Source organism: Paractinoplanes deccanensis, assembly GCF_016862115.1.
Classification (GTDB): domain Bacteria; phylum Actinomycetota; class Actinomycetes; order Mycobacteriales; family Micromonosporaceae; genus Actinoplanes; species Actinoplanes deccanensis.
On record NZ_BOMI01000145.1, the window covers coordinates 12,920 to 34,315 of the forward strand.

Below are 21,396 nucleotides of genomic sequence, written 5' to 3' on the forward strand. Positions count from 1 at the left end.
CTTGATCAAGCTGACCGCGGAACGGGAGACGATCCGGTTGAGTTTTGACCTCGCCGTTGTGGCGATCGACGGGTGGACCGACGTTTCCGAGGTCGCCGCGATGGTCGACCGTTGCCAATCCCGCGTCCATGTCGAAGGCGAGCTCGACGAACGGATCGTCGCCTTCTACGAGCGGTTGCGGGCACGGTTCCCGGACCATCCGCCGCACTCGTACTCGGACGACAGCCCGTGGATGTCGACGCCGCTGGATGTCGGCATCGACCACGTGTTCATGAGCCTGAGCTTCGGCGAACGCAGCGATCCAGCGATCAGGCTCATCCGGGAGTTGGCAACCGAGCACGGCCTGACCCTCTGGGACCCGCAGGACGGGTCGGCACACAAGCCGGTGACGCCACCTTCCCGCGCGGAGGTGGCGGCATGGTGGCGCGACCTGCTCGACGGCCGGTGCGACCGAGCCGAGACCTTCGATCGCGCCCGTCCCTGGGTCGAGGACTCGCCCGCAGCCATCGACGATCCGATCACCTCAATGGGGCTGCAGCAGCTGCACGGCTTCGCCCTGACCGCCGACGGGCGTGCGGGCATCTCCACGACAACCAGGAGATCCTGCCGCATCAAGGCAGCCAATAGGGCAGAGACCGCCTACCGCACTGCGCACCACTCCTCCCTCGATGGGGATCACCACGGACGGCGGCGGCGGGGCGCTGCACCTCGCCGTGCTCTCGCGTGATCCGGCCGATCCTTGCGTCGAGTCCCCAGCCGCCGCGTTCCCAGGCGCGGGTCAGCCGGCCACGGGCGACACGTCGAGGCCGGTGGCGCCGAGTTTGAGGTAGCGCATGGTGCTCCTCTAAGGTCTTGTGGAGGGGTCTCCACTACAGTGCCGGAGATCTCTCCGGATAACCAGGAGGGGCCATGGTCCGCGCGGACGCCCGGGAGAACAGGGCTCGCATCCTGGCGGCCGCCCGCCAGGCCTTCGCCGAGGACGGCGACGCGTCGATGAACCAGATCGCGCAGCGGGCGGGGGTCGGCGCCGGCACGCTCTACCGCAACTACCCGTCGCGCGAGGCGCTCATCCTGGAGATCTACCAGGAGGAGGTCGACCGGCTCATCGGCTCGGTGCCCGAGTTGCTCGCCACCCTGGCGCCCCGGGAGGCGCTGCGGGCATGGACGACCACCCTCGTGGACGCCATGCGCGCGAAGCACGCGCTCGGCGCCGCCCTCAGCCCGGACGCCCACAAGTCGATCACTGAGCAGACCTACGGCCCGGTGATCGCGGCGATCAGCGAGCTGCTGGACGCCGGCAAGCGCGACGGCAGCTTCCGCGACGACGCCGAGCCCGGCGACTTCCTCCAGCTCACGGGCGCCCTCTGGCGGGCCGCGCCGGACCGGGCGCAACCCATGCTGACGTTGATCCTGGACGGCCTCCGAAGCTGAAGCGGAGATATCTCCGGTTCCTGTTGCCTAAGCGGAGACCTCTCCGGTAACGTCAGGGCAGACACCCCTTGGAGGCGGAGATGGCTGACGTTCTGGTGACCGGCGGGTCCGGCTACATCGGCGGCTGGTGCGCCCTGGCGCTGCTCGGCGCCGGGCACACGGTGCGCGCCACCGTGCGCGACCTGGCACGCGAGCCGCAGGTGCGGGCGACGCTGCGGCGGGCGGGCGAGGACGACGCGCGCCTGCGCGTGGTGCGCGCCGACCTGCGGGACGACGAGGGCTGGCGGGAGGCCGCGGCGGGCTGCGACTACGTGCTGCACATCGCGTCGCCCACGCTGACCCGGGTGCCGCGCCACGACGACGAGATGGTCCGCCCGGCCGTCGACGGCACGCTGCGGGTGCTGCGCGCGGCCCGCGACGCGGGCGTGCGGCGCGTGGTGATGACGTCGGCCATCGGCGCGATCGCGTACGGGCACGCGCCGCGCGACACCCCGTTCACCGAGCGGGACTGGACGAACGCCGGCGCCCGCATCGCGCCGTACCAGAAAAGCAAGACGCTGGCCGAGCGGGCCGCCTGGGACTTCGTCAACGGTGAGGGCCGCGGCCTCGAACTGGCCACGGTCAACCCGACCGCCGTGCTCGGCCCCGTCCTCGGCCCGGACTACTCGCCGTCGCTCGGCGCGCTCGCCCGCATGCTCGACGGGAGCATGCCGGCGCTGCTGCCGTTCGCCACCGGCTACGTCGACGTCCGCGACGTGGCCTCGCTGCACCTGCTCGCGATGACGTCACCGGCCGCGGCGGGCGAACGGTTCATCGCCACGGCCGGGCACAGCCTGTGGATGCGCGACGTCGCCGCGATCCTGCGCGACCGGCTCGGCGAACGGGCGGCGAAGGTGCCGACGCGGGAGATGCCGTTGTTCGTCGCGCGGGGGCTGGCCCGAGTCAACCCGCAGCTGGGCTCGCTGCGGGCGATCTTGGGCCGCGACCTCGACGCCACCTCGGCGAAGGCCGAGCGCGTGCTCGGCTGGAAGGCGCGCCCCATCGAGGACACCATCGCCGAGACGGCCGAGAGCCTGCTCGCCCTCCGCCGCTGACTGCCGCTCAGTCCTCGCGGCCGCACGGGAAGCGGGCGTCGCCGGCCGCCATGCGGATGCCGCCGAGGATGTGGGCCAGCAGCAGCGGGTCGGAGAAGTACTCGGCCTTGTGTCCCATGGCGGTGTAGAAGGCGCGGCCGCCGTCGTACGGCTGGCACCACGAGATGGGGTGGTGCCGGCCCATGCCGGGCGAGCCGCCGGGCTCGCTGTAGCCGCGGGCGTCATAGGTGCGCTCGTCCACTTCGGCCAGCACCCGCACGGTGTGCCGCGGGTTGGTGCGGAAGTTGTACCACTCCTCCTCGCGCTCCCAGTGACGCGGCAGCGGCCGGGTGGCCGCGGTGTCACGGCCGAAGACGTGCACCGTGGCGACCTGGAACTGCGGGTTGACCGACCCCGGGTGGTCGCGGAAGTACGCGCCGACCAGACCGCCGTACCAGGCCCAGTCGTATTCGGTGTCCGAGGCGGCGTGGATGCCCGCGTAGCCGCCGCCGGCGCGGATGTAGCGCTCGAAGGCGGCCTGCTGCGCGTCGTCGAGCACGTCGCCGGTGGTGCTCAGCCACACCACCGCGTCGTAGCGGGCGAGGTTCGCGTCGGTGAAGGCCGCGGCGTCCTCGGTCGCGTCGACCCGGAAGTGGTTGCGGGCGCCGAGCTGCCGGATCGCGGCCACCCCGGCCGGGATGGAGTCGTGCCGGAACGCCGCCGTCTTCGAGAAGACCAGCACGCTCAACCGCTTGTGCCCCTCCCCCGCCGAGGCCGCGGTCGCGGGGCCGATCAGCCCCACCGCCACGGCCAACGCCAGCGCCACCCTGCCCACAAGCCTCATGAACCCTCCTCGGCGTGTGCTCGTGCATCGAAGCCTATGACTCTCCGACCGGTCCGGGAAGGGTGTCGACAACTATCCCCTCTGCGTATACCTTCAGTGTATAGACAACCGGAGAGGATGCCATGCCGATCACCCGCAGACGTCTGCTCACCACAACGCTGTCCGCCGCCGCTGTCTCGACCGGCGCCGCCGGCCCCGCCCTGGCGGCGCCGCCCCGCCTCACGCTGCCCGAGCCCACCGGCCCCTACCCGATCGGCACGGTGCCGCTGCACCTCGTCGACCGGTCGCGACCCGATCCGTTCACCGGCGAGCCGGGCCACCGCGAGCTCATGGCCGCCGCCTGGTATCCGGCGCGCGACACCGGCTCCCACCGGCGAGCGTCCTGGATGGACCCCGCCGTGCTGCGGCGCTACCTGGCCGACGCCGGCTACGACCCGGACGTCGTTCGCGCGCCGCTCACGGCCGGGCGCCTCGGCGCTCCGGTGCGGCGCGCCGCGCACCGTCTGCCCCTGATCGTGTTCTCGCACGGCGCGGGCGACCATCGAGGCAGCAACACGATCATGGTGCAGGAGCTGGCCAGCCACGGGTACGCGGTGGTGGCGATCGATCACCTCGGCGACGCGTACAGCCGGCTGCCCGACGGCCGGGTGGTCGTCCCCACCGAGGAGTCGCTGTATCCGGAGGACTTCGCCCTCGACGTCCGGTTCGTGCTCGACCGCCTCGGCGACCTGCCGGCCGGGCTCGCGGGCGCCGTCGACCCGCACCGCGTGGGCATGGCCGGCTGGTCCAAAGGCGCGACGGCCACCGCCCGCGTGATGCTCGCCGACCGGCGGGTGCGCGCCGGCCTGGCCATCGACGGGCCCATGCTGCCGCTCATGGAGGGGCGGATCGACCGGCCGTTCATGATGATGACCGCCGAGTTCACCAAGGCCACCGAGCCGGCCGTCGCCCGCTTCTGGTCGTCGCAGCTGACCGGCTGGCGCCTCGACGTGCGGGCCGACGGCGCGGTCCACTCGTCGTACAACGATCTCCAGGTTTTGATGCCCCAGCTGGCCCGCGTGGCCGGCATGACCGACGAGGAGCTGCACGGCTGGATCGGCACGCTCGCCCCGGCCCGCGCGGTGCGCATCGACCGGGCTTACCCGCTCGCCTTCTTCGACGAGCACCTGCGCGGCCGCCCTCAGCGCCTGCTCGACGGGCCGAGCCGTAAGTTCCCGGAGGTGAGGTATCTGCGATGAGAGATCAGTTGCTGGCCCACCTGGCCGAGGCGGTCGGGTCCGTCGCCGTCACCCACCCGGTGCGCGTGGCCGTCGACGGGCCGCCCGCCGCGGGCAAGACCACGCTTGCCGACGATGTCCCCGCCGCTCACGATCGCCCCGGCCGACGCCGTGTTGCTCGTCGACGGCGTCTTCCTGCTGCGCCCCGAGCTGATCGACCGGTGGGAGCTGCGCGTCCTCGTGTCCACCGAGCTCGAGCGGACCGTGTCCCGCGCCCTGATCCGCGAGCGCGACACGTCCTCCCGCGCCGCCATCGAACGACGCTGGCGCGAGCGCTACATCCCTTCCCAGCGGCTCTACTTCGCCACCGCCCGCCCGGCCGGCCACGCCGACATCGTCGTGCACAACGACGACCCGCGAAACCCGTCCTTTCAGACGCGCGGCCGAGAGGCTGGGGTCAGTCCGGCGGGCCGGGGGCGACCAGGCGGTTCTGGTACGCGGTGACGACCGCCTGGGTGCGGCCGTGCACGCCGAGCTTCATGATGATGCGGCTGACGTGGGTGCGTACCGTGGCCTGCGACAGGAAGAGGCGCGCGGCGATCTCGCCGTTCTCGTAGCCGAAGGCCATGTTCTTGAGGATCTCGCGCTCGCGTGACGTGAGGCGGTCGAGGACGCTGGGCGCTCGCCGGGCCGGGTCGGGCGGCGCGGCGGTCGCGGCGGCGATCACGCCGCCCGTGATCGCGGGGTGCAGGTAGTGCCCGCCGGCGGCGAGCTCGCGGATGCCGGCCGCCAGGTGTTCGGCGGAGCCGTTGCGCAGGCCGTGCTTGACCAGGTATCCGGACGCTCCGGCGCGCAGGGCCTCGTCCACCTTCTCGTTCTGCAGAAAGGTGGTCAGCACGAGGACGCGGGGGCGGTACGGGTCGTCGGGGAACAGGCCGGCGCCGGTCAGCTCCCGGGTCGCCGTGGCACCGTCCATGTCCGACATGTTGAGGTCCATGAGGACGATGTCGGGCCGGTGCCGGCGGGTCAGGTCGATGGCCTCGAGGCCGTTGTCCGCCTCGGCCACGATCTCGATGTCGGTCTCCTTGGTGAGCAGCATGGCGACGCCGGCCCGGACCAGGGGCTCGTCGTCGACGAGCAGCACGGTGATCATCGGACCGGCCCTCCGACGGGTTCCCGGTCGAGCCGGCGCGCCAGCGGCAGCCGGGCGGACACCAGGAACCCGTCGTCGAGCGCCCGGCTCTCGAAGGCGCCGCCCACGGTGGTGACCCGTTCGCGCAGCCCGGTCAGGCCATAGCCGCCGCCCTGCCGCAACCGGCCGCCGGCGCGCAGCGGCCGGCCCAGATGATTCTCAACGCTGACCGTCAGGTCGGTGTCGCCCCACGACAGCCGCAGCGTCACCGCCGTGCCGGGACCGGCGTGCTTGAGCGTGTTCGTCAGCGCCTCCTGCACGACGCGGTAGGCGGCCAGGCTGGTGCTGTCGTCGAGCCGGCCGGGTTCGCCGTCCACCACCGTGGTCGGCACCAGCCCGTTGTCGCGGGCCCAGTCCAGCAGGGCGCCGACGTTCGCCAGGCCGGGCTGCCGGTTCAGCCACGTGGCGTCGTCACCGCCGGCCGAGCGCAGCAGCCCGAGCATGCGGTGCATCTCGTCCATCGCCTGCGCGCCGGTGCTCTCGATGGCCGACAGCCCCCGTTCGGCGAGGCCCGGGTCGAGGGAGAGGACCGCCTTGGCGCCGGCCGCCTGCACGACGATGCCGCTGAGCGCGTGCGAGACGATGTCGTGCAGGTCCCGGGCGATGCGCAGCCGTTCGACGCGCAGCGCGGCCGCGGCCGCCTCGGCCCGCAGGGTGATGTTGCGGCGGCCCAGCGCCCACGCCCCACCGGCGGCCAGGGCGACGGCGAGCAGCTCGAAGAGGGCACTCTCCAACGGCTCGCTCCAGATCTCCAGCTGAGCAGCGAGGGCTGCCGCGGTCAGCAGCATCCCGCACACCGACAGGCGCAGCGACCGGCCGGCCGCGACCGCGTACAGGGCCACCAGCAGACCCACCAGCGGACTCGCATGCCAGATCTGCGCGACGCAGACCGACCATCCGAGGTGGACGGCGAGGACCGCGACGGGGTGGGCGGCGCGGGCGAACAGGGTCGCGCAGACCAGGGCGGAGAGCAGGGGTACGGCGACCGGCGTCGCCGCGCCCTCGGCCAGCCACAGCACGAGGTCGGCGAGCCAGGCGAGACCGGGCACCAGCGGGCGCACACGCGGCCCGAGCGTCGGTGTCATCGCCCGTCACGCCCGACCGCGTACGACAGGATCTTGACCCACATCGGCTTCTTGCGCCGTCGCCGCACCGCCGGCGCCTCCGGCTCCACATCGGACTCGCCGAGCGGCCGGATCGGGAACGGATAGGGGTACGGCGGCGCGCCCTGCCCGGCCCGCGCCTTGCCGGAGCGGTCGAACCAGCTCTCGCTCGGCGCCGGGCAGCCGCGCAGGAGCCGGTCGGCGAGCTCCGCCGCGTCGTCGTCGAAGGGGTCGTCGGCGCCGGGTGACCAGGGCGGTCCGCCGGGCAGCGCCCAGTCGCTCAGGTCCGCCCGCATCGCCAGGTACGAACGGCCGCGCGGGCTGCGCAGCTGAAAGGTCTGCGCGACCGGCGCGTCCAGCACGGTGCCGCGGCTCGGCTCGTACGGCCCGGCCAGCAGGCGCATCGGCCGGGACAGTGCGGCGGCGCGGTCGGGTGGCGGCGCGGCGAGCAGCGCCAGGCCCGGATCGACGAGGGTGCCCCACGTGATCCCGGTGTGTGGCAGGTCGTCCATTCCCTCATCGGGGTGGACCGAGACGATGACCGGATAGTCAGTTATGTCGCTGTTCATGCTGGCATTGTTGCCGGAATCGCGGGCGGCCGTGCCGTTCCGCCGCCGCACTCGTCCGTTCGGCCGAGTACAGCACCTGACGTACGACCGCGACCGTGCGATTACGCAGGCAGGCTGATGCCCCGAGGGGTCACCGTGGCCGATTCTTGAGCAGTCCGGAGATCCGGATATTTCACGAAAAGGAGAAGGCCATGGCAGTCGAAACGATCAGACTCATCAGCCGTCGCACGGTGTCCGTCGGTGTCCACGAGGACGACGATGTGCCCGTCGCCAAGACCAAGGAACGCTTCCCGGCGGCCGCCGTCGGGCGGGAGTTCATTCCGCCGCTGAAGCCGGGGGAAGAGCCGGCCAAGGTGCTCAAGCGCATCGAGAAACTGGCCGAGCGCTGGGGCAAGGGTGGCGCCTACGTGTCCTTCAAGCCGTCGCCCCACGAAGTGGCGGCGGGCAAGTGGACCGGCGTGCATCGCGAGATCGGCGAGTGGCTGGCCGAGCACCCGCAGGTCGGCGTCATCGTGCACCACGAGCCCGAGGGCGGGAAGGACCGCCTCGACGGCCCCACCTTCGAAGCCGTGTTCGAGCGGGCCCGCAAGGAGATCAAGGCCGGCTGGCCGGGCGCCCGCGTGGCGTACTGCGCGATGGCCTACCAATGGCGCCCGAACGGCGTGGCGGGCAAGAACCCGGGCCCCTGGAAGCGGGTCGAAGCCGACGAATACCTCTGCGACGTCTACTCCGGCAAGAACGAGCACAACGGCGCCTTCCCGACCAACCTGATCCTGCCCGAGCACCCCGGATACGTCCGCTGGTTCGACGAGATCGTCCGGCCCCGCCTCAAGGCCGGTCAGAACGTGACCTACGGCCTCGGCGAGCGCGGCCTCATGGGCCCCGACAAGCTGCGCGCCGCCACCATCCGCCGCGAGTCCGACTGGCTCGACACGGTCTTCGACCGCTACGAGGCGAGCAACAGTCTGCTCGACCTCCCGCCGAGGGTCTACCTGGCCTGGAACAGCATCGGCTGGGAGAAGGAGTACGCATGGCTGCTCACCAAGGACTCCCTGGTCGCCATGCGCGAACTGACCACCAACTTCGCCAAGCGCCTCGTCTGAGGAGAGGAGAACAGCCATGCCGCACAGCCAGAACGGTTGGGTGGCCGGGAAGCCGGAGGAGTTCGGCGGTCTCGACAAGTCACCGGTGCCGGGCACCACCGTCAAGCTCCCGCAGGGCGTCCGCCGCGGCGACGTCGCCACCGTCCTGCTCTACGTGGCCGAGCAGTTCCATCGCACGGTCGAGCCGCTTCGCCCCAAGCAGTGCTGGGGGTACGCGTACCGCGTCATCCGCGGCTCGTCGAAGCTCTCCAACCACGCCTCGGGCACCGCGATCGACCTCAACGCGCCGGCCCATCCGCTGGGCGCCAAGGGCACCTTCACGGCCAAGGAGATCATCGCGATCCGCAAGATCCTCGCCTTCTGCGACGGCACCGTGCGCTGGGGCGGCGACTACCGCGGGCGCCGCGACGAGATGCACTTCGAGATCGTCCAGCCGGCGAGCGACGTGGCGCTGATCGCCAAGAAGATCAGGGTCGCCCGTCACCAGGACGACTGACGGGAGGGCCTTCGGCCGTCAGGCCGAAGGCCGCCCGGTCTCCTTCGCGATCGTGTGCCACATCGGGGCCGGGCGGGCGCCGCGGCGGTGCATCGCCAGCACCTGAGGGCGGGCGCGCTGCCAGAGCGACTCGACCACCTCGCCCACGATCTCGCCGACGCCCAGGACGTCGCGCAGCGGGCCCTTGGCGAGCTGCTGGGCGAGGTGTTCCTTGCGGAGGGCGGACGGCGGGTGTGAACCCACCTGGTGCGACTGCTCGCTGCCGGTGAGCAGCAGCGACACCGCCCGGTCGAGGACGTCCATGGTGTCGAAGAAGAGGCTGACCCCCATGAACGCGGTCGTCGTGTCGACGCCCTCCGCGCGCATCGCGTTGATCGCCATCATGGTGCCCAGCAGGTCGGCGTCCAGCTCCTGCCGCCAGGACCAGGCGATCGCCTCCACCTCCTCGACGGGCAGGACGCCGCGTCGGCTCTCGGCGCCGTCCAGGTGGTTGCAGAGCACGTGGGCATACTCGTGGCCGAGCACGAAGTACTCGAGGCCGTCGCGCAGCAGGGACGCGAAGTTGAACCAGCCGTTGGGCAGCAGATGGTGTGCGGTGTTGCCGAGGGCGCCGTACACCGCGTAGTGGAGAACGATCTCCCCGAAGCGCTCGGCGATGGCCGGGTCGGCGTCCAGCCGCGCCCGTACCGGGTCGGCGCCGAACTGGAAGTGGTGCAGGCCGTCGCTCTCCTTCTCGCGGGGGACGGCCCACGCGAAGGCCTTGCTCAGCTTGTTGGCGAACAGGGGCATCTGGTCCTCGACGAGCACCAGGTGCGCCGAGGTAACCGGCACGCGCATGGTGACGGCGTTGAGGTGACCGGTCTGGAGGTGGCCGACGAGGGGCCGAAGCGGGACGAGGTCGACCTCCGGGTTCTGCTCGGCGACAGTGCGCTCGAGGACCGTCAGCATCTGGGTGAACATCTCCGAGAACGAGTCGTCCTGCGTCGTCGTGGTCATCCGTTCGCTGTGCCGCGCGAAGGCGTCGATCATCTCGGGGTCGGTGCGCTGGGCGGGGCTGATGCTCTCGCGCAGCAGCCGGTCACGCAGAGAACGCACCAACTGCGGGTCGGCGGTGCCCGCGGGCGCCGTGCCCAGCTTGAGGGCGGTCGCGGTCCTGAGCTGGTCGAGGAACCAGCGGGCGTCGTCGTGGCCGTTCACCGGTCACCGCCCCGTCGGGTGCGCTCGGCCGGCGTCACCTCGACGTCGTCGCCGAATCGCGCCTCGATCGCGCGGGCCACCACGTCGGCGCCCTCCGGCCCGCCGGAGGCGATCTCGGTCAGCGCCGACACGACCTGGCCGAACATGCCCTGCGGCTCCTTGACCTCCACGGTGGCGCTGCCGTCCTCGGCCACGATCACCACCGTGCCGTAGACCACCTCGGGCGTACGGTAGATCGTCCGGGGCGCACCGGGCCGCAGGTCGACCACCTGCCCGCCCTTGCGCTGATCGAGCAGATGCGACACGGTCGCCACCGCGGCGGCCGCGCCCACGATGACCAGGGTGGCCGTGGTGACCGGCTCGACGCCGAGCCGGGGCACCTCCTCCGCCCGCACGCCGTGGTCGGCCGCGATCCGCTTCGCGGCCGGCACCTCCGACGTCTCCAGTACGACGATCGAGCGCTCGGCATCACGCGTAGTCACCGGTTACCTCCCCGTGGTGGTGCCACCGTGGACAGAGTGGCACCACCGGACAAGGTCTGTCAGTACCCGTAGCGATTCTTGAGGTGCCGCCACCAGTCGCGGAACATCCACGCGTCGAACTCGGTGATCTGCGCGGCGCTGCCGGCCTTCATGAGGAAGCCGCCCACACCGGTGGGAGTCCAGTCGTAGAAGTCGTCGAGGCCCCAGGTATGGCCGATCTCGTGCAGCAGGATGTGCATGTTCGCCGCGTTGATGCTGTTCATGAAGTACTCGCGGCCGACACGCTGGCCCCAGTCACCGCCGGCGCCGCCGCCGAAGCCGTCGGTCAGCCACAGCGACTGGTCGTAATGACGGGCGTAGCCGCCGGGGCAGTTCGGGTACTGCCCGTTCTGATTGAAGAACCGGCCGCACGGCACCGAGCACTGCGGCGCGTTCTCGCGGATGTCGTTGACGTAGATGTCCACCGAGGTGTCGGTCCACTGGAGCTGCGACCGGTCGCGCACGGCCCAGCCGACGACCCGGGCCGGCACGTCCGCGTACGGCCAGGCGTTGTGCCCGACCAGCTCGTCCATCCACTTCTTGTGCTGGCGGCCGAGGGCGGCGTGGATCTGGTCGCGCTGGGCGGCGGTCACCGTCGCGGAGGAGTCCCACCGTACGCAGTAGTTGAGGTAACCGCGGTTGGCCATGACCTGGTCCCAGCCGTAGTTGCGGAACGCGTACAGGTTGCCGTTGTTGTAGGTCTGCTCCTGGTGCTGCCACACCTGGGCGAGCGGGGTGACCAGGTTGGCCGGCGGGCTCCACGTCGCGGGCGCGGCCTGCGCCGCGGACGGCAGCAGAGCGAGCGCCAGAAGCGCGGCGGCCAGTGTTCTCACGAGTCTCACGGGACCTCCATAGATCGATAAACATCTATGCGTTGGCGCGCACCTCACCCCACGACGATCGGTGCTGACGGATGACAGTGAGACTCCCCCACGAAAACGTTTTCGGCAAGAGGCGGCGAGCCGCCCGGGAGGAAACTCCTCCCGGGCGGCTCGATTTCGTCCGGCGGGCCTCAGGCCGCCGTGACCACGCCGGCGGAGATCGGCTCCAGGGCCGTGCTCAGGATCTCGCGGACGTCGGCGACGATGTGGACGGTCAGCGCGGCCAGCACGTCGGCGGGCACGTCGTCGAGGTCGGGCTCGTTGCGCCGGGGCAGGTAGACCTCGGTGAGGCCGGCCCGCTGCGCGGCGAGCAGCTTCTGCTTCACGCCGCCGATCGGCAGCACGCGGCCGGTCAGCGAGACCTCGCCGGTCATGCCCACCTCGGCGCGCACGTTGCGGCCGAGCAGCAGCGAGACCAGGGCGGTCGTCATCGTGACGCCCGCCGACGGCCCGTCCTTGGGCACCGCGCCCGCGGGCACGTGCAGGTGGATCGGGTGGTCGAGCTGCTCCGGCGAGATGCCGAGCTCCTCGGCGTGCGCCCGCACGTAGGAGAGCGCGATCTGCGCCGACTCCTTCATCACGTCGCCGAGCTGGCCGGTGACCGACAGCCCGCCCTTGTCGCCGGGCAGCAGCGACGCCTCGATGTAGAGCACGTCACCGCCCATCCCGGTCACGGCCAGGCCGGTGGCCACGCCGGGGACGGCCGTGCGCTCGGACGACTCGGGAGTGAACCGCGGCCGGCCGATCAGGTCCTTGAGGTCGGCGGCGCCGATGGTGGCGGGCAGGTCGCCGAGCGCGGCCTTGCGGAACGCCTTGGCGAGCAGCCGCTCGAAGGACCGTACGCCCGCCTCGCGGGTGTAGTTCGCGGCGATCTCGCGCAGCGCCTCCTCGGTGACCGTCACCTCGTCCTCCGACAGCGCGGCCCGGGAGAGCTGCCGGGGCACCAGGAAGTCGCGGGCGATGGCGACCTTGTCGCTCTCGGTGTAGCCGTCGATCGAGATGAGCTCCATCCGGTCGAACAGCGCCTGCGGGATCGTGTCGAGGACGTTCGCGGTCGCGATGAACAGCACGTCCGACAGGTCCAGGTCGAGGTCGAGGTAGTGGTCGCGGAACGTGTGGTTCTGCGCCGGGTCGAGCACCTCGAGCAGGGCCGCCGCGGGGTCGCCGCGGTAGTCGCTGCCGACCTTGTCGACCTCGTCGAGCAGGACGACCGGGTTCATCGAGCCGGCCTCGCGGATGGCGCGCACGATGCGTCCGGGCAGCGCGCCGACGTACGTGCGGCGGTGGCCGCGGATCTCCGCCTCGTCGCGCACGCCGCCCAGGGCGACCCGGACGAACTTGCGGCCGAGCGTGCGGGCGACCGACTCGCCGAGCGACGTCTTGCCGACTCCGGGCGGGCCGGCCAGCAGGATCACCGCGCCGGAGCCACGGCCGCCCACGACCTCGAGGCCGCGCGACTCGCGGCGGGCGCGCACGCCGAGGTATTCGACGATGCGCTCCTTGACCTCGTCGAGCCCGTGGTGGTCGGCGTCGAGCACCGCGCGGGCGGCGCTCAGGTCGGTGTTGTCGTCGGTGCGCACGCCCCACGGCATGTCGAGCACGGTGTCGAGCCAGGTGCGGATCCAGCCCGCCTCCGGGTTCTGGTCGCCGGCGCGCTCCAGCTTGCCGACCTCGCGCAGGGCGGCCTCGCGGACGGCCTCGGGCAGGTCGGCGCCCTCCACCCGGGCGCGGTAGTCGTCGTTGCCGTCGGCGGAGTCCTCGCCGAGCTCCTTGCGGATCGCCTTGAGCTGCTCGCGCAGCAGGTATTCGCGGTTGCGCTTCTCGACCGACTCGCGGACGTCGCTCTCGATCTTGTCGCTGACCTCGGACTCCGCCAGGAAGTCGCGGGTCCACTCGATCAGCTGCCGCAGCCGGGTCTCGACGTCGGGCGTCTCGAGCAGCTCGCGCTTGCGGTCGTTGGACAGGTACGGCGCCCAGCCGGCCGTGTCGGCCAGGTCGCCCGGGTCGTCGATGGCGCTGACCGAGTCGATGACCTGCCACGCCTCCCGGCGCTGGAGCACCGAGACGACCAGCTGCTTGTACTCGGCGGCCAGCTCGCGGACGTGCTCGGACGGCGCGCCGGGAGCGACCGGCTCGGCCTCGACCCACAGCGCCGCGCCCGGACCGGTCACGCCGCTGCCGATGCGGGCGCGCACACCGGTGCGCAGCACGGCGGCGGGCGAACCGCTGCGGGACTTGCCGACCTGCTGGACGCTCGCCACGACGCCGTGCGACGCGTAGCGGTCCTCGAGCCGCGGGGCGATGAGCAGCTCGGAACCGGCCGAGGTGCGGGCCGCGTCGACGGCGGCCTGGGCCGGCTCGTCCAGCTCGACCGGCACGACCATGCCCGGGAGCAGGACGATGTCGTCAAGGAACAACACGGGAAGACGCTTGGTTGCCACCCGGACCTCCGAAAAGTTGAGTATGTGGCGCTCAACCTCGCGGCGGCCCGCGATCTTCCAGCGTTCGCTGGCGGCGAAAAGACGCGCTCAGGCGCCCGGCTCGGTGGTGGCCGGCGGGGTGGTCCCGGTCGGCTCCTCGGTGGGCTCCGTCGGCTCGTCGGTCGGCTCGGTGGGGTCGTCCGTCGGCTCGGTGGGGTCGTCGGTCGGCTCGTCCGTCGGCTCGGTGGTCGGGTCGTCGGTGGGCGACGGGGTGTCGTCCGGAGTCGCCGAGGGGGTCGGGTCCTCCGGCTGCTCGGAGGCCGGAGGCCGCGTGGTGGTGGGCTTGGCGGCCGGCTTCTTGGGCGGCGCCTCGGTCGTCCTCCGCACGCGGACCGTGTGGGCCTCGGTGGTGTCCTGGACCTGCGCGGTGGTCGGCGAGGTCGACGGCGACGGGCTGCCGGGCGCCGGCGCGGTCGCGGGCGGCGGGGTGCCCTCGACGGCGGCCTCGGCCTTGCGGCCGCCGGGGGTGTCGGCGCCGTTGGCCAGCTGGACGCCGAGGATGCTCATCACGGCGGTGAGGACCGCGGCGGACGCCATGACGGTGGCGCGGCGGCGGGACCGCCGCGGCTTGCCGGCCGGTGCCGGCGCGGCGGCGGCCGGCGCGCTGTGGGTGGCGGCGCGCAGCTGCGGCACCGAGGACCGCGCCGGGCGGGTGAGCGGCGTGGGGCCGGCGACACGGCGGAAGGTCTCGGCGACGGCGGCGGCCGTGGGGCGCTCCGCGGGATCCTCGGCCGTGCAGGCCTCGTAGAGGCGGACGATGTCGCGGGGCAGGCCGGAGACGCGCGGCAGGCGCGGCGCGGGTCGGCCGTGCCGGGTGGCGAGCACGTCGTTGAGGCTGACGCCCGGCCACGCCCGCGATCCGGTGAGGCATTCGAACAGGAGCAGGCCCAGCGCGTACACGTCGGCGGCGGGGAAGGTCGGCTCGCCGCGGAGCTGCTCGGGCGCCAGGTGGGCCGGGCTGCCCCACAGCCCGCCGCGGGTGTCGACGCTGTTCTGGCCCGCGGCCGCGGCGATGCCGAAGTCGAGCACCTTGACGCCGTCGGGGGTCAGCATGATGTTGCGCGGGTTGACGTCGCGGTGGACCAGGCTCTGCGCGTGGGCGGCGGCCAGCGCGGAGGCGGTCTCGGCGCAGATCTCGGCGGCCTGGCGCCACCGCAGCGCGCCGGTGCGGGCCAGCCGGTCGGCGAGCGTCTCGCCGTCGACGAACTCCATCACCAGGTACGGGGTGCGCTCGGGGCCGTCGGTGACCTCGCCGTAGTCGTACACCTGGGCGATGTTGGGGTGGCTCAGCCCGGCCGAGGTGCGGGCCTCGCGCAGGACGTCGGCCGCGGCGTGATCGAAGATCTTGACGGCGACGGGCCTCTTGAGGGTGGTGTCGAACCCGTAGTGGACCACCGCGCTGCCGCCCTGGCCGAGGGCCTCGCCCAGCCGATAACGCCCCGCGAGAACCTGCACTGCGACCTCCCCATGGCCGTCCGGCGCGCCGGTGTCGCCCCGCGTCGCGGCAACTACCCACAGTGGCGTATCCCCCGCCAGGCCACCCGTCATATCGACGGCCGGCCAGCACCGTGCGAGCAGCATACCCGCCTGGTACGACAGAAAAACTGCGTCCGCCGTCACCGTCCGGCAAACTCCCGGTGCCATACCGGCATATGCCGCATTTCTCAATCACGCGACGTCACGGGGTCGACGGCACATCGAAACTGCCCTATAAAGAGTCGATCTTTTGCAACGACGACATTCGATAAACGGGGGCACGGACAGTTGCTGAACAACAGAAACAAGGGGTTGATGGCCGGGCTGGCCGCCACGGCCGTCGCCATCGGGCTCGCGGGCAGCGCCCCGGCGCTGGGCGTCACGGGCGGCTCGCTGACGGCCGAGGGGACCGACACGTTCATCGCGCACCTCGCTGTGGGCCAGCGCGGCGCCGGACAGGCCTGCACCGGCGCGCTCATCGACCCACAGTGGGTGATCACCGCCAAGGCGTGCTTCGGCGCGGCGCCCGCCGCCGGCCGGCCCGCGGTGCCGACCACCGTGACCCTCGGCCGGGCCGACCTGACCGGCACCACGGGCCAGGTGCGTGCGGCGGCCCGCCTGGTGCCCCACCCGGATCGTGACGTGGTGCTGGTCAAGCTCGACCGGCCGACCGCGATCGCGCCGGTCGCGCTCGGCACCACCGCGCCGGCGGCCGGCGAGGTGCTGCGGATGTCCGGATACGGGCGCACCGCCACCGAGTGGGTGCCCGACCATCTGCACAGCGCGCCGTTCGCGGTGAGCGCGGTGGGCGCCGGCGTCCTGGACGTGGCCGGTGCCGACGCCGGCCAGGCCGGGCTCTGCAAGGGCGACGCGGGCGGGCCGGCGCTGCGCGAGAGCAACGGCGTCACCACGCTCGTGGCCATCCACCACACGTCCTGGCAGGGCGGCTGCGCCGGGTCGGACGAGACCCGCCGCGAGGCGGTCGAGACCCGCGTCGACGACCTCGCCGGCTGGATCGGCGGCTTCGTGCCCGGCGGGCTGGCCGAGGACCACCGCGCCGACGTGACCATGGTCTACAGCTACGCCTCCGGCGCCGTCGGGCCGTTCACCTTCACCACCGCCGCCAACGGCGCGATGACCGCGCGCGGCGGCTGCACCACGGCGGCCGGCCTCTACAACAGCGCCGCGATGAAGTCCTTCCGCGGCGACTTCGACGGCGACGGCATCATCGACCAGGCGGTGCTCAACAGCACGACCGAGAACGTCCTGACGCTCGACACGTTCCTCACCAAGCCGGACGGCACCTGCTCCGCCGGGGTGCGCTCGTGGACGAGCACCTCGTTCGGCTCGTACGGCCGGATGCTCATGACCAGCGGCGACTACAACGGCGACGGCCGTACGGACATCGCCGGCTTCTACAACTACGCGGACCACGGCATCCGCCTGTTCGTCTGGACCGCGAGCGCGGCCGGCACGTTCGGCAGCCCGTCCGCGAAGTGGTACAACGCCCCGTCGCCGTACTGGGGCGAGATCGGCCGGATGAAGCTGTTCAGCGGCGACTTCAACGGCGACGGCCGCGACGACATCGGCTCCTTCTACGGCTACGCGGACGCGGGCGTCGGCATCTACACGTGGACCGCCACCGCGTCCGGCGGCTTCGGCGAGGACCAGCGGGTCTGGTACGCGCCGCCGACGCCGTACTGGGGTGACCCGAAGCGGCTGCGGATCGCCGCCGGCGACTTCAACGGCGACGGCCGTACGGACGTGGCCGGCTTCTACAACTACTCCAGCGGCGACCTCGCCATGCTCACCTGGACCGCCAAGGCCGACGGCAGCTTCAACAACGCCTTCAGCTCGTGGAAGACCACCAGCACGTCGTGGGGCTCCTGGGACCGCACCCGGTTCACCGCCGGCGACTTCAACGGCGACGGCCGCGACGACCTGACCGCCCTGTACGGCTACGCCGACGGCAGCCTCGCCATGTTCACCTCGGCCGCCAACCCGAACGGCGGCTTCCCGTCTCCGTCACAGGCCTGGAAGTCGACGACCTTCGGCTCCTACGCCAGCATCAACCTGCCGGAGGACGCCAACTGAGAGCGATGAGCACCCGCGTGTTCTGATCGGTGCATGATCTTCGACGTCTCCCGCATCCGATCCGGTCATCCCGCGCTCGCCGAGGGGTTCGCCCAGCTCGACGGCGCGGGTGGCACGCAGCCCGCCGCCCCGGTGATCGACGCGATCGCCGGGGCGATGCGCGCCGCGGTGTCCAACCGTGGCACCGCCCACGAGCCGGCCCGCCGCTCCGGCGAGATCGTCGCCGCCGCCCGCGCCGCGGTCGCCGATCTGGTCGGCGGCGACCCGGCGGGCGTGGTGTTCGGGCCGAGCGCCACCGCGCTGACCTATCTGGTGTCCCGCGCGCTCGCGGAGCGATGGGCGCCGGGCGACGAGGTGGTGCTGTCCCGGCTCGACCACGACGCCAACGTCCGCCCCTGGGTGCAGACCGGCGCGGCCGTGCGGTGGGCCGAGATCGACCCGGACACCGGCGGGCTGGACGTCGCGCAGTACCGGGAGCTGATCGGCCCGCGCACCCGCCTGGTCGCGGTGACCGCGGCCAGCAACGCCGTCGGCACCGTCCCGGCGGTCCGCGCGATCGCCGACCTCGCGCACGCGGCCGGCGCCCTGGTCTACGTGGACGGCGTGCACGCCACCGCGCACCGCCCGACCGACGTGGCCGCCCTCGGCGCCGACTTCTACGTCACCAGCGCCTACAAGTGGTCGGGACCGCACTACGCCGCCGTCGTCGCCGACCCGGCCGTGTGGGAGCCGCTGCACCCGGCCAAGCTGATCCCCTCCCCCGCCGGCGTCCCGGACCGTTTCGAGTACGGCACGCTCAGCTTCGAGCTGCTCGCCGGCATCACCGCTGCCGTCGACCACCTCGCCGGTCTTCTCCCCGCTGACGGCGACCGCCGTTCCCGTCTGCTCGCGAGCATGACCGCGGCCGCCGAGCACGAGAGCAGACTGCTCGACCGGCTGCTGGCCGGGCTGGCCGCGATCGGCACGGTCACCGTCTGCCCCGCACCCGCCGACCGCTGCCCGACCGTCTCGTTCCGCGTCGCCGGCCACGCACCGGCCGAGGTCGCCCGGGCCCTCGGCGACCGGGGTGTCTGCGTCTCGCACGGCGACTACTACGCGGTCGAGTACTTCGAGGCCGCCGGCCTGCGCGACAGCGGCGGCGCGGTGCGCGCGAGCCTCTACCACTACAACACCGAGGAGGACGTGGACCGGCTGCTGACCGGGCTCGCCGAGCTCAGCTGACCCCCACGGTCTGCGCCCCGATCACCGAGAGCAGCTGAAGCTTCTCGTGGCTCTCGCTGCCGGGCGCGGCGGTGTAGACGAGCAGCGCGTGCGACTGCTCGGGGTCGAGCAGCGACTGGCAGGTCAGCTCCAGGTCGCCGACCTCCGGGTGCACGAAGCGCTTGGTGTGCTGGTATCCGACGCCGATCTCGTGCTCGTTCCACACGGCGCGGAACTCCGCACTCCGTTCGAGAAGCAGGTTTTGCAGGTGGGCGGCCCGCGAGCCGGGACCGCGCAGGGTGACCACCCGGCGCAGGCCGGAGGCGAAGACGCGCGAGTGCAGCGCGTGGTCGTCCGGGTGATAGAGCGCGCGGCAGGCCGGGTCGGTGAACCACCGGTAGCCGATGCTGCGGGCCGGGCCCGTGTAGCGGGTCAGGTCGCCGGTCAGCGCCACCCCGAGCGGGGTCTGCCGCAGGGTCTCGCCGAGCTCGGTGACCACCTCGGCCGGGGTGTCGGCGAGCCGGTCGAGGATGCGCAGCAGGCCCGGGCCGATGTGCTCGCCGGCCGCGCCGCGCGGGGGCGGATGGTGGCCGGCGAGCCGGAACAGGTGGTCGCGCTCGTCGAGGGAGAGGTGCAGGCCCTGCGCGATCGAGGCGATCATCTGCTCGGACGGGTGCGGGCCGCGCTCGCGTTCGAGCCGGCTGTAGTAGTCGGTGGAGATGTGGCACAGCACGGCCACCTCCTCGCGGCGCAGGCCCGCGGTCCGGCGCCGCTGCCCGCGCGGCAGGCCCACGTCCTCGGGCTGCAACGACTCCCGGCGGCGGCGGAGGAACTCGGCAAGCCCGGCTCGATCGATCACGCCTGTAGTTCTACCGCCGGCGGCGGACCGCATCCAGGGATTGCCAGGCCGTGGATGTCGTCCCGGTTCCGGCCCAGCCTCGAAGCAGCACATACATCGTCTCGGGACAGGAGCCGCGGATGGGACGCAAGCAGCAGGACATCACCGTGCCCGACCTCACCGGAAAGCTGGCCGTGGTCACCGGCGCCAGCGACGGCGTCGGGCTGAGCCTGGCGACGCGCCTCGCGGCCGCGGGGGCCGAGGTCGTCATGCCGGTACGGAACGAGCGCAAGGGCGAGGCGGCGATCGCGGCGATCCGGCGGGAGCACCCGCGAGCCGCCCTGTCCCCTCGGCGGCTGGACCTGTCGTCGCTGGAGTCGGTGGCCGCGCTCGGCGCCGAGCTGGCCGCCGAGAACCGGCCGATCCACCTCCTGATCAACAACGCCGGCGTGATGACCCCGCCCGACCGGCAGACCACCGCCGACGGGTTCGAGCTCCAGTTCGGCATCAACCACCTGGGTCACTTCGCGCTGATCGCCCACCTGATGCCCCTGCTGCGGGCCGGCCGCGCCCGGGTGGTCTCGCAGATCAGCATCGCCGCCGACGCGAACGCCGTCAACTGGGACGACCTCAACTGGGAGCGGTCGTACGACGGCATGCGCGCGTACAGCCAATCGAAGATCGCCATGGGCCTGTGCGGCCTGGAACTGGACCGCCGCAGCCGGGCCGGCGGCTGGGGCATCACCAGCAGCCTCGCGCACCCCGGCGTCGCCGCCACGAACCTGCTCCAGGCCCGGCCCGAGGTGGGCCGCCCCCGGGCCACCGCCGGCGGCCGCCTGATCCGGGCGCTCGGCAGCCGCGGCATCCTGTTCGGCACACCCGCGACCGCCGCGCTGCCCGCCCTGTACGCCGCCACGTCCCCGGACGCGCGCGGTGGCGTCCTGTACGGCCCGAGCGGCTTCCAGCACCTGTCCGGCCCGCCCGCTGAGCAAGCCCTCTACTCACGGCTGCGCGGCGAGGAGGACGCCCGGCGCATCTGGGAGGTCTCCGATGAGTTTCGCCGCCGTGCCGGGTCCACCTCGTACATCTGAGAGGAGACCACCATGACCGCCACCTACACCTTCGACGTCTTCACCAGCCTCGACGGCTTCGGCGCCGCCGGCGGCGACTGGGGCGGCTACTGGGGCAAGCAGGGCCCCGAACTGCTCGATCACCGCCTCGCCCTCTACGACCAGGACCAGCGGATGGTCTTCGGCGCGACCACCTACCGGATCTTCACGGAGCTGCTCGCCTCCGGCGAGGACAAGGCGGTCTTCGACCCCTGGGTCACCCGCATGCGCAACCTGCCGGCGACGGTGGTGTCGTCGACCCTGCGGGGCCCGCTCGACTGGCCGGACGCCACCGTCGCGAGCGGCGACGCGGTCGACGTGGTCGCCCGGCTCAAGGAGGAGTCCGAGGTGCCGCTGCGCTCGCACGGCAGCCTCTCGATGAACCGGGCGCTGATGGCCGCCGGCCTGGTCGACCGCGTCCAGGTGACCGTCTTCCCGGTGATCACGGGCCGCACGGGCGCCGACCCGATCTTCCGGGGCGCCGCCGACTTCGACCTCGAGCTGCTCGAGACCCGCACCCTCGACGGCCGCATGCAGGAGCTGGTCTACCGCCCGGCGCTGCACGGCTGACC

General features: G+C 72.4%; 20 protein-coding genes and 1 pseudogene. 11 read left to right on the forward strand and 10 right to left on the reverse strand.

Features of this window, described 5'->3' with window-relative positions; all coding sequences use genetic code 11:
• The first annotated feature begins 1 nt into the window (after position 1).
• The 3 genes from Ade02nite_RS49775 (at position 2) to Ade02nite_RS34835 (ending at position 2,525) form a co-directional block, all read left to right on the forward strand.
• Positions 2-727, forward strand: a complete 726-nt coding sequence (locus Ade02nite_RS49775) for a hypothetical protein (protein ID WP_239169271.1) — start codon at positions 2-4, stop codon at positions 725-727.
• Between the two features lie 182 nt (positions 728-909).
• Positions 910-1,431, forward strand: a complete 522-nt coding sequence (locus Ade02nite_RS34830; RefSeq protein ID WP_203773117.1) for a TetR/AcrR family transcriptional regulator — start codon at positions 910-912, stop codon at positions 1,429-1,431.
• 80 nt (positions 1,432-1,511) lie between these two features.
• Complete coding sequence (locus Ade02nite_RS34835) at positions 1,512-2,525, forward strand: SDR family oxidoreductase (protein ID WP_203773119.1); 1,014 nt, start codon at positions 1,512-1,514, stop codon at positions 2,523-2,525.
• Between the two features lie 7 nt (positions 2,526-2,532).
• Here Ade02nite_RS34835 and Ade02nite_RS34840 read toward each other — a convergent pair whose 3' ends face one another.
• Entirely contained in the window at positions 2,533-3,348 is an 816-nt protein-coding gene (locus Ade02nite_RS34840; protein WP_203773121.1) for a ThuA domain-containing protein, read from the reverse strand.
• 122 nt (positions 3,349-3,470) lie between these two features.
• On the opposite strand from Ade02nite_RS34840, the gene Ade02nite_RS34845 reads away from it, so the two are divergent.
• Positions 3,471-4,586: an alpha/beta hydrolase family protein gene (locus tag Ade02nite_RS34845; RefSeq protein ID WP_203773123.1), complete on the forward strand. Its 1,116-nt coding sequence runs from the start codon at positions 3,471-3,473 to the stop codon at positions 4,584-4,586.
• Positions 4,583-5,069, forward strand: a pseudogene (locus Ade02nite_RS34850) (nucleoside/nucleotide kinase family protein). Before Ade02nite_RS34845 ends, Ade02nite_RS34850 begins: the two are co-directional and overlap by 4 nt.
• Here the strand turns inward: Ade02nite_RS34850 and Ade02nite_RS34855 are convergent.
• The 3 genes from Ade02nite_RS34855 to Ade02nite_RS34865 are packed head-to-tail and all read right to left on the reverse strand — an operon-like array spanning position 5,023 to position 7,429.
• Positions 5,023-5,718 (reverse strand): response regulator, encoded by a 696-nt coding sequence (locus Ade02nite_RS34855; protein WP_203773124.1) that lies wholly within the window; start codon positions 5,716-5,718, stop codon positions 5,023-5,025. The pseudogene Ade02nite_RS34850 and the gene Ade02nite_RS34855 sit on opposite strands and share 47 nt — an antisense overlap.
• Entirely contained in the window at positions 5,715-6,842 is a 1,128-nt protein-coding gene (locus Ade02nite_RS34860) for a sensor histidine kinase (protein WP_203773126.1), read from the reverse strand. The genes Ade02nite_RS34855 and Ade02nite_RS34860 overlap by 4 nt, the downstream gene beginning before the upstream one ends.
• Positions 6,839-7,429, reverse strand: a complete 591-nt coding sequence (locus Ade02nite_RS34865; RefSeq protein WP_203773128.1) for a hypothetical protein — start codon at positions 7,427-7,429, stop codon at positions 6,839-6,841. The genes Ade02nite_RS34860 and Ade02nite_RS34865 overlap by 4 nt, the downstream gene beginning before the upstream one ends.
• Positions 7,430-7,620: 191 nt before the next feature.
• Here Ade02nite_RS34865 and Ade02nite_RS34870 point away from each other — a divergent pair, with 191 nt between their 5' ends.
• Positions 7,621-8,532 (forward strand): hypothetical protein, encoded by a 912-nt coding sequence (locus tag Ade02nite_RS34870; protein WP_203773130.1) that lies wholly within the window; start codon positions 7,621-7,623, stop codon positions 8,530-8,532.
• 16 nt (positions 8,533-8,548) lie between these two features.
• Positions 8,549-9,028, forward strand: coding sequence for a M15 family metallopeptidase (locus tag Ade02nite_RS34875; RefSeq protein WP_203773132.1), 480 nt, complete (start codon positions 8,549-8,551; stop codon positions 9,026-9,028).
• Positions 9,029-9,046: 18 nt separating this feature from the next.
• Here Ade02nite_RS34875 and Ade02nite_RS34880 read toward each other — a convergent pair whose 3' ends face one another.
• From Ade02nite_RS34880 to Ade02nite_RS34900, 5 genes are all read right to left on the reverse strand, one after another.
• Complete coding sequence (locus tag Ade02nite_RS34880; RefSeq protein ID WP_203773134.1) at positions 9,047-10,225, reverse strand: M48 family metalloprotease; 1,179 nt, start codon at positions 10,223-10,225, stop codon at positions 9,047-9,049.
• Positions 10,222-10,707 (reverse strand): hypothetical protein, encoded by a 486-nt coding sequence (locus tag Ade02nite_RS34885; protein WP_203773136.1) that lies wholly within the window; start codon positions 10,705-10,707, stop codon positions 10,222-10,224. Before Ade02nite_RS34885 ends, Ade02nite_RS34880 begins: the two co-directional genes overlap by 4 nt.
• Before the next feature lie 59 nt (positions 10,708-10,766).
• On the reverse strand, positions 10,767-11,588 hold the full coding sequence (locus tag Ade02nite_RS34890; RefSeq protein ID WP_239169272.1) for an immune inhibitor A: 822 nt from the start codon (positions 11,586-11,588) through the stop codon (positions 10,767-10,769).
• Positions 11,589-11,758: 170 nt separating this feature from the next.
• Positions 11,759-14,047 carry an endopeptidase La gene (gene lon / locus Ade02nite_RS34895; RefSeq protein WP_379038742.1) on the reverse strand — a complete coding sequence of 763 codons (2,289 nt, stop codon included), beginning with the start codon at positions 14,045-14,047 and terminating at the stop codon, positions 11,759-11,761.
• Positions 14,048-14,155: 108 nt separating this feature from the next.
• Positions 14,156-15,562, reverse strand: a complete 1,407-nt coding sequence (locus Ade02nite_RS34900) for a serine/threonine-protein kinase (RefSeq protein ID WP_203773142.1) — start codon at positions 15,560-15,562, stop codon at positions 14,156-14,158.
• Between the two features lie 336 nt (positions 15,563-15,898).
• On the opposite strand from Ade02nite_RS34900, the gene Ade02nite_RS34905 reads away from it, so the two are divergent.
• Together Ade02nite_RS34905 and Ade02nite_RS34910 are read left to right on the forward strand one after the other, a co-directional pair.
• Positions 15,899-17,677 (forward strand): trypsin-like serine protease, encoded by a 1,779-nt coding sequence (locus Ade02nite_RS34905; RefSeq protein ID WP_203773144.1) that lies wholly within the window; start codon positions 15,899-15,901, stop codon positions 17,675-17,677.
• Between the two features lie 33 nt (positions 17,678-17,710).
• Positions 17,711-18,898: a cysteine desulfurase-like protein gene (locus Ade02nite_RS34910; protein WP_203773146.1), complete on the forward strand. Its 1,188-nt coding sequence runs from the start codon at positions 17,711-17,713 to the stop codon at positions 18,896-18,898.
• Here Ade02nite_RS34910 and Ade02nite_RS34915 read toward each other — a convergent pair.
• Entirely contained in the window at positions 18,891-19,736 is an 846-nt protein-coding gene (locus Ade02nite_RS34915; RefSeq protein ID WP_438871009.1) for a helix-turn-helix transcriptional regulator, read from the reverse strand. The genes Ade02nite_RS34910 and Ade02nite_RS34915 overlap by 8 nt on opposite strands.
• Positions 19,737-19,855: 119 nt before the next feature.
• Here Ade02nite_RS34915 and Ade02nite_RS34920 point away from each other — a divergent pair, with 119 nt between their 5' ends.
• Together Ade02nite_RS34920 and Ade02nite_RS34925 are read left to right on the forward strand one after the other, a co-directional pair.
• A complete protein-coding gene (locus Ade02nite_RS34920; protein WP_203773150.1) occupies positions 19,856-20,806 on the forward strand; it encodes an SDR family oxidoreductase in 951 nt (316 codons plus the stop codon).
• A gap of 12 nt (positions 20,807-20,818) precedes the next feature.
• Complete coding sequence (locus tag Ade02nite_RS34925; RefSeq protein ID WP_203773152.1) at positions 20,819-21,394, forward strand: dihydrofolate reductase family protein; 576 nt, start codon at positions 20,819-20,821, stop codon at positions 21,392-21,394.
• Positions 21,395-21,396: the final 2 nt, after the last annotated feature.

Bases quoted from the DNA above. Each gene is read 5' to 3' on its own strand.
- Ade02nite_RS34830 (WP_203773117.1), top strand. From the start codon at position 910: ATGGTCCGCGCGGACGCCCGGGAGAACAGGGCTCGCATCCTGGCGGCC.
- Ade02nite_RS34835 (WP_203773119.1), top strand. From the start codon at position 1,512: ATGGCTGACGTTCTGGTGACCGGCGGGTCCGGCTACATCGGCGGCTGG.
- Ade02nite_RS34840 (WP_203773121.1), bottom strand. From the start codon at position 3,348: ATGAGGCTTGTGGGCAGGGTGGCGCTGGCGTTGGCCGTGGCGGTGGGG.
- Ade02nite_RS34845 (WP_203773123.1), top strand. From the start codon at position 3,471: ATGCCGATCACCCGCAGACGTCTGCTCACCACAACGCTGTCCGCCGCC.
- Ade02nite_RS34855 (WP_203773124.1), bottom strand. From the start codon at position 5,718: ATGATCACCGTGCTGCTCGTCGACGACGAGCCCCTGGTCCGGGCCGGC.
- Ade02nite_RS34860 (WP_203773126.1), bottom strand. From the start codon at position 6,842: ATGACACCGACGCTCGGGCCGCGTGTGCGCCCGCTGGTGCCCGGTCTC.
- Ade02nite_RS34865 (WP_203773128.1), bottom strand. From the start codon at position 7,429: ATGAACAGCGACATAACTGACTATCCGGTCATCGTCTCGGTCCACCCC.
- Ade02nite_RS34870 (WP_203773130.1), top strand. From the start codon at position 7,621: ATGGCAGTCGAAACGATCAGACTCATCAGCCGTCGCACGGTGTCCGTC.
- Ade02nite_RS34875 (WP_203773132.1), top strand. From the start codon at position 8,549: ATGCCGCACAGCCAGAACGGTTGGGTGGCCGGGAAGCCGGAGGAGTTC.
- Ade02nite_RS34905 (WP_203773144.1), top strand. From the start codon at position 15,899: ATGGCCGGGCTGGCCGCCACGGCCGTCGCCATCGGGCTCGCGGGCAGC.
- Ade02nite_RS34910 (WP_203773146.1), top strand. From the start codon at position 17,711: ATGATCTTCGACGTCTCCCGCATCCGATCCGGTCATCCCGCGCTCGCC.
- Ade02nite_RS34920 (WP_203773150.1), top strand. From the start codon at position 19,856: ATGGGACGCAAGCAGCAGGACATCACCGTGCCCGACCTCACCGGAAAG.
- Ade02nite_RS34925 (WP_203773152.1), top strand. From the start codon at position 20,819: ATGACCGCCACCTACACCTTCGACGTCTTCACCAGCCTCGACGGCTTC.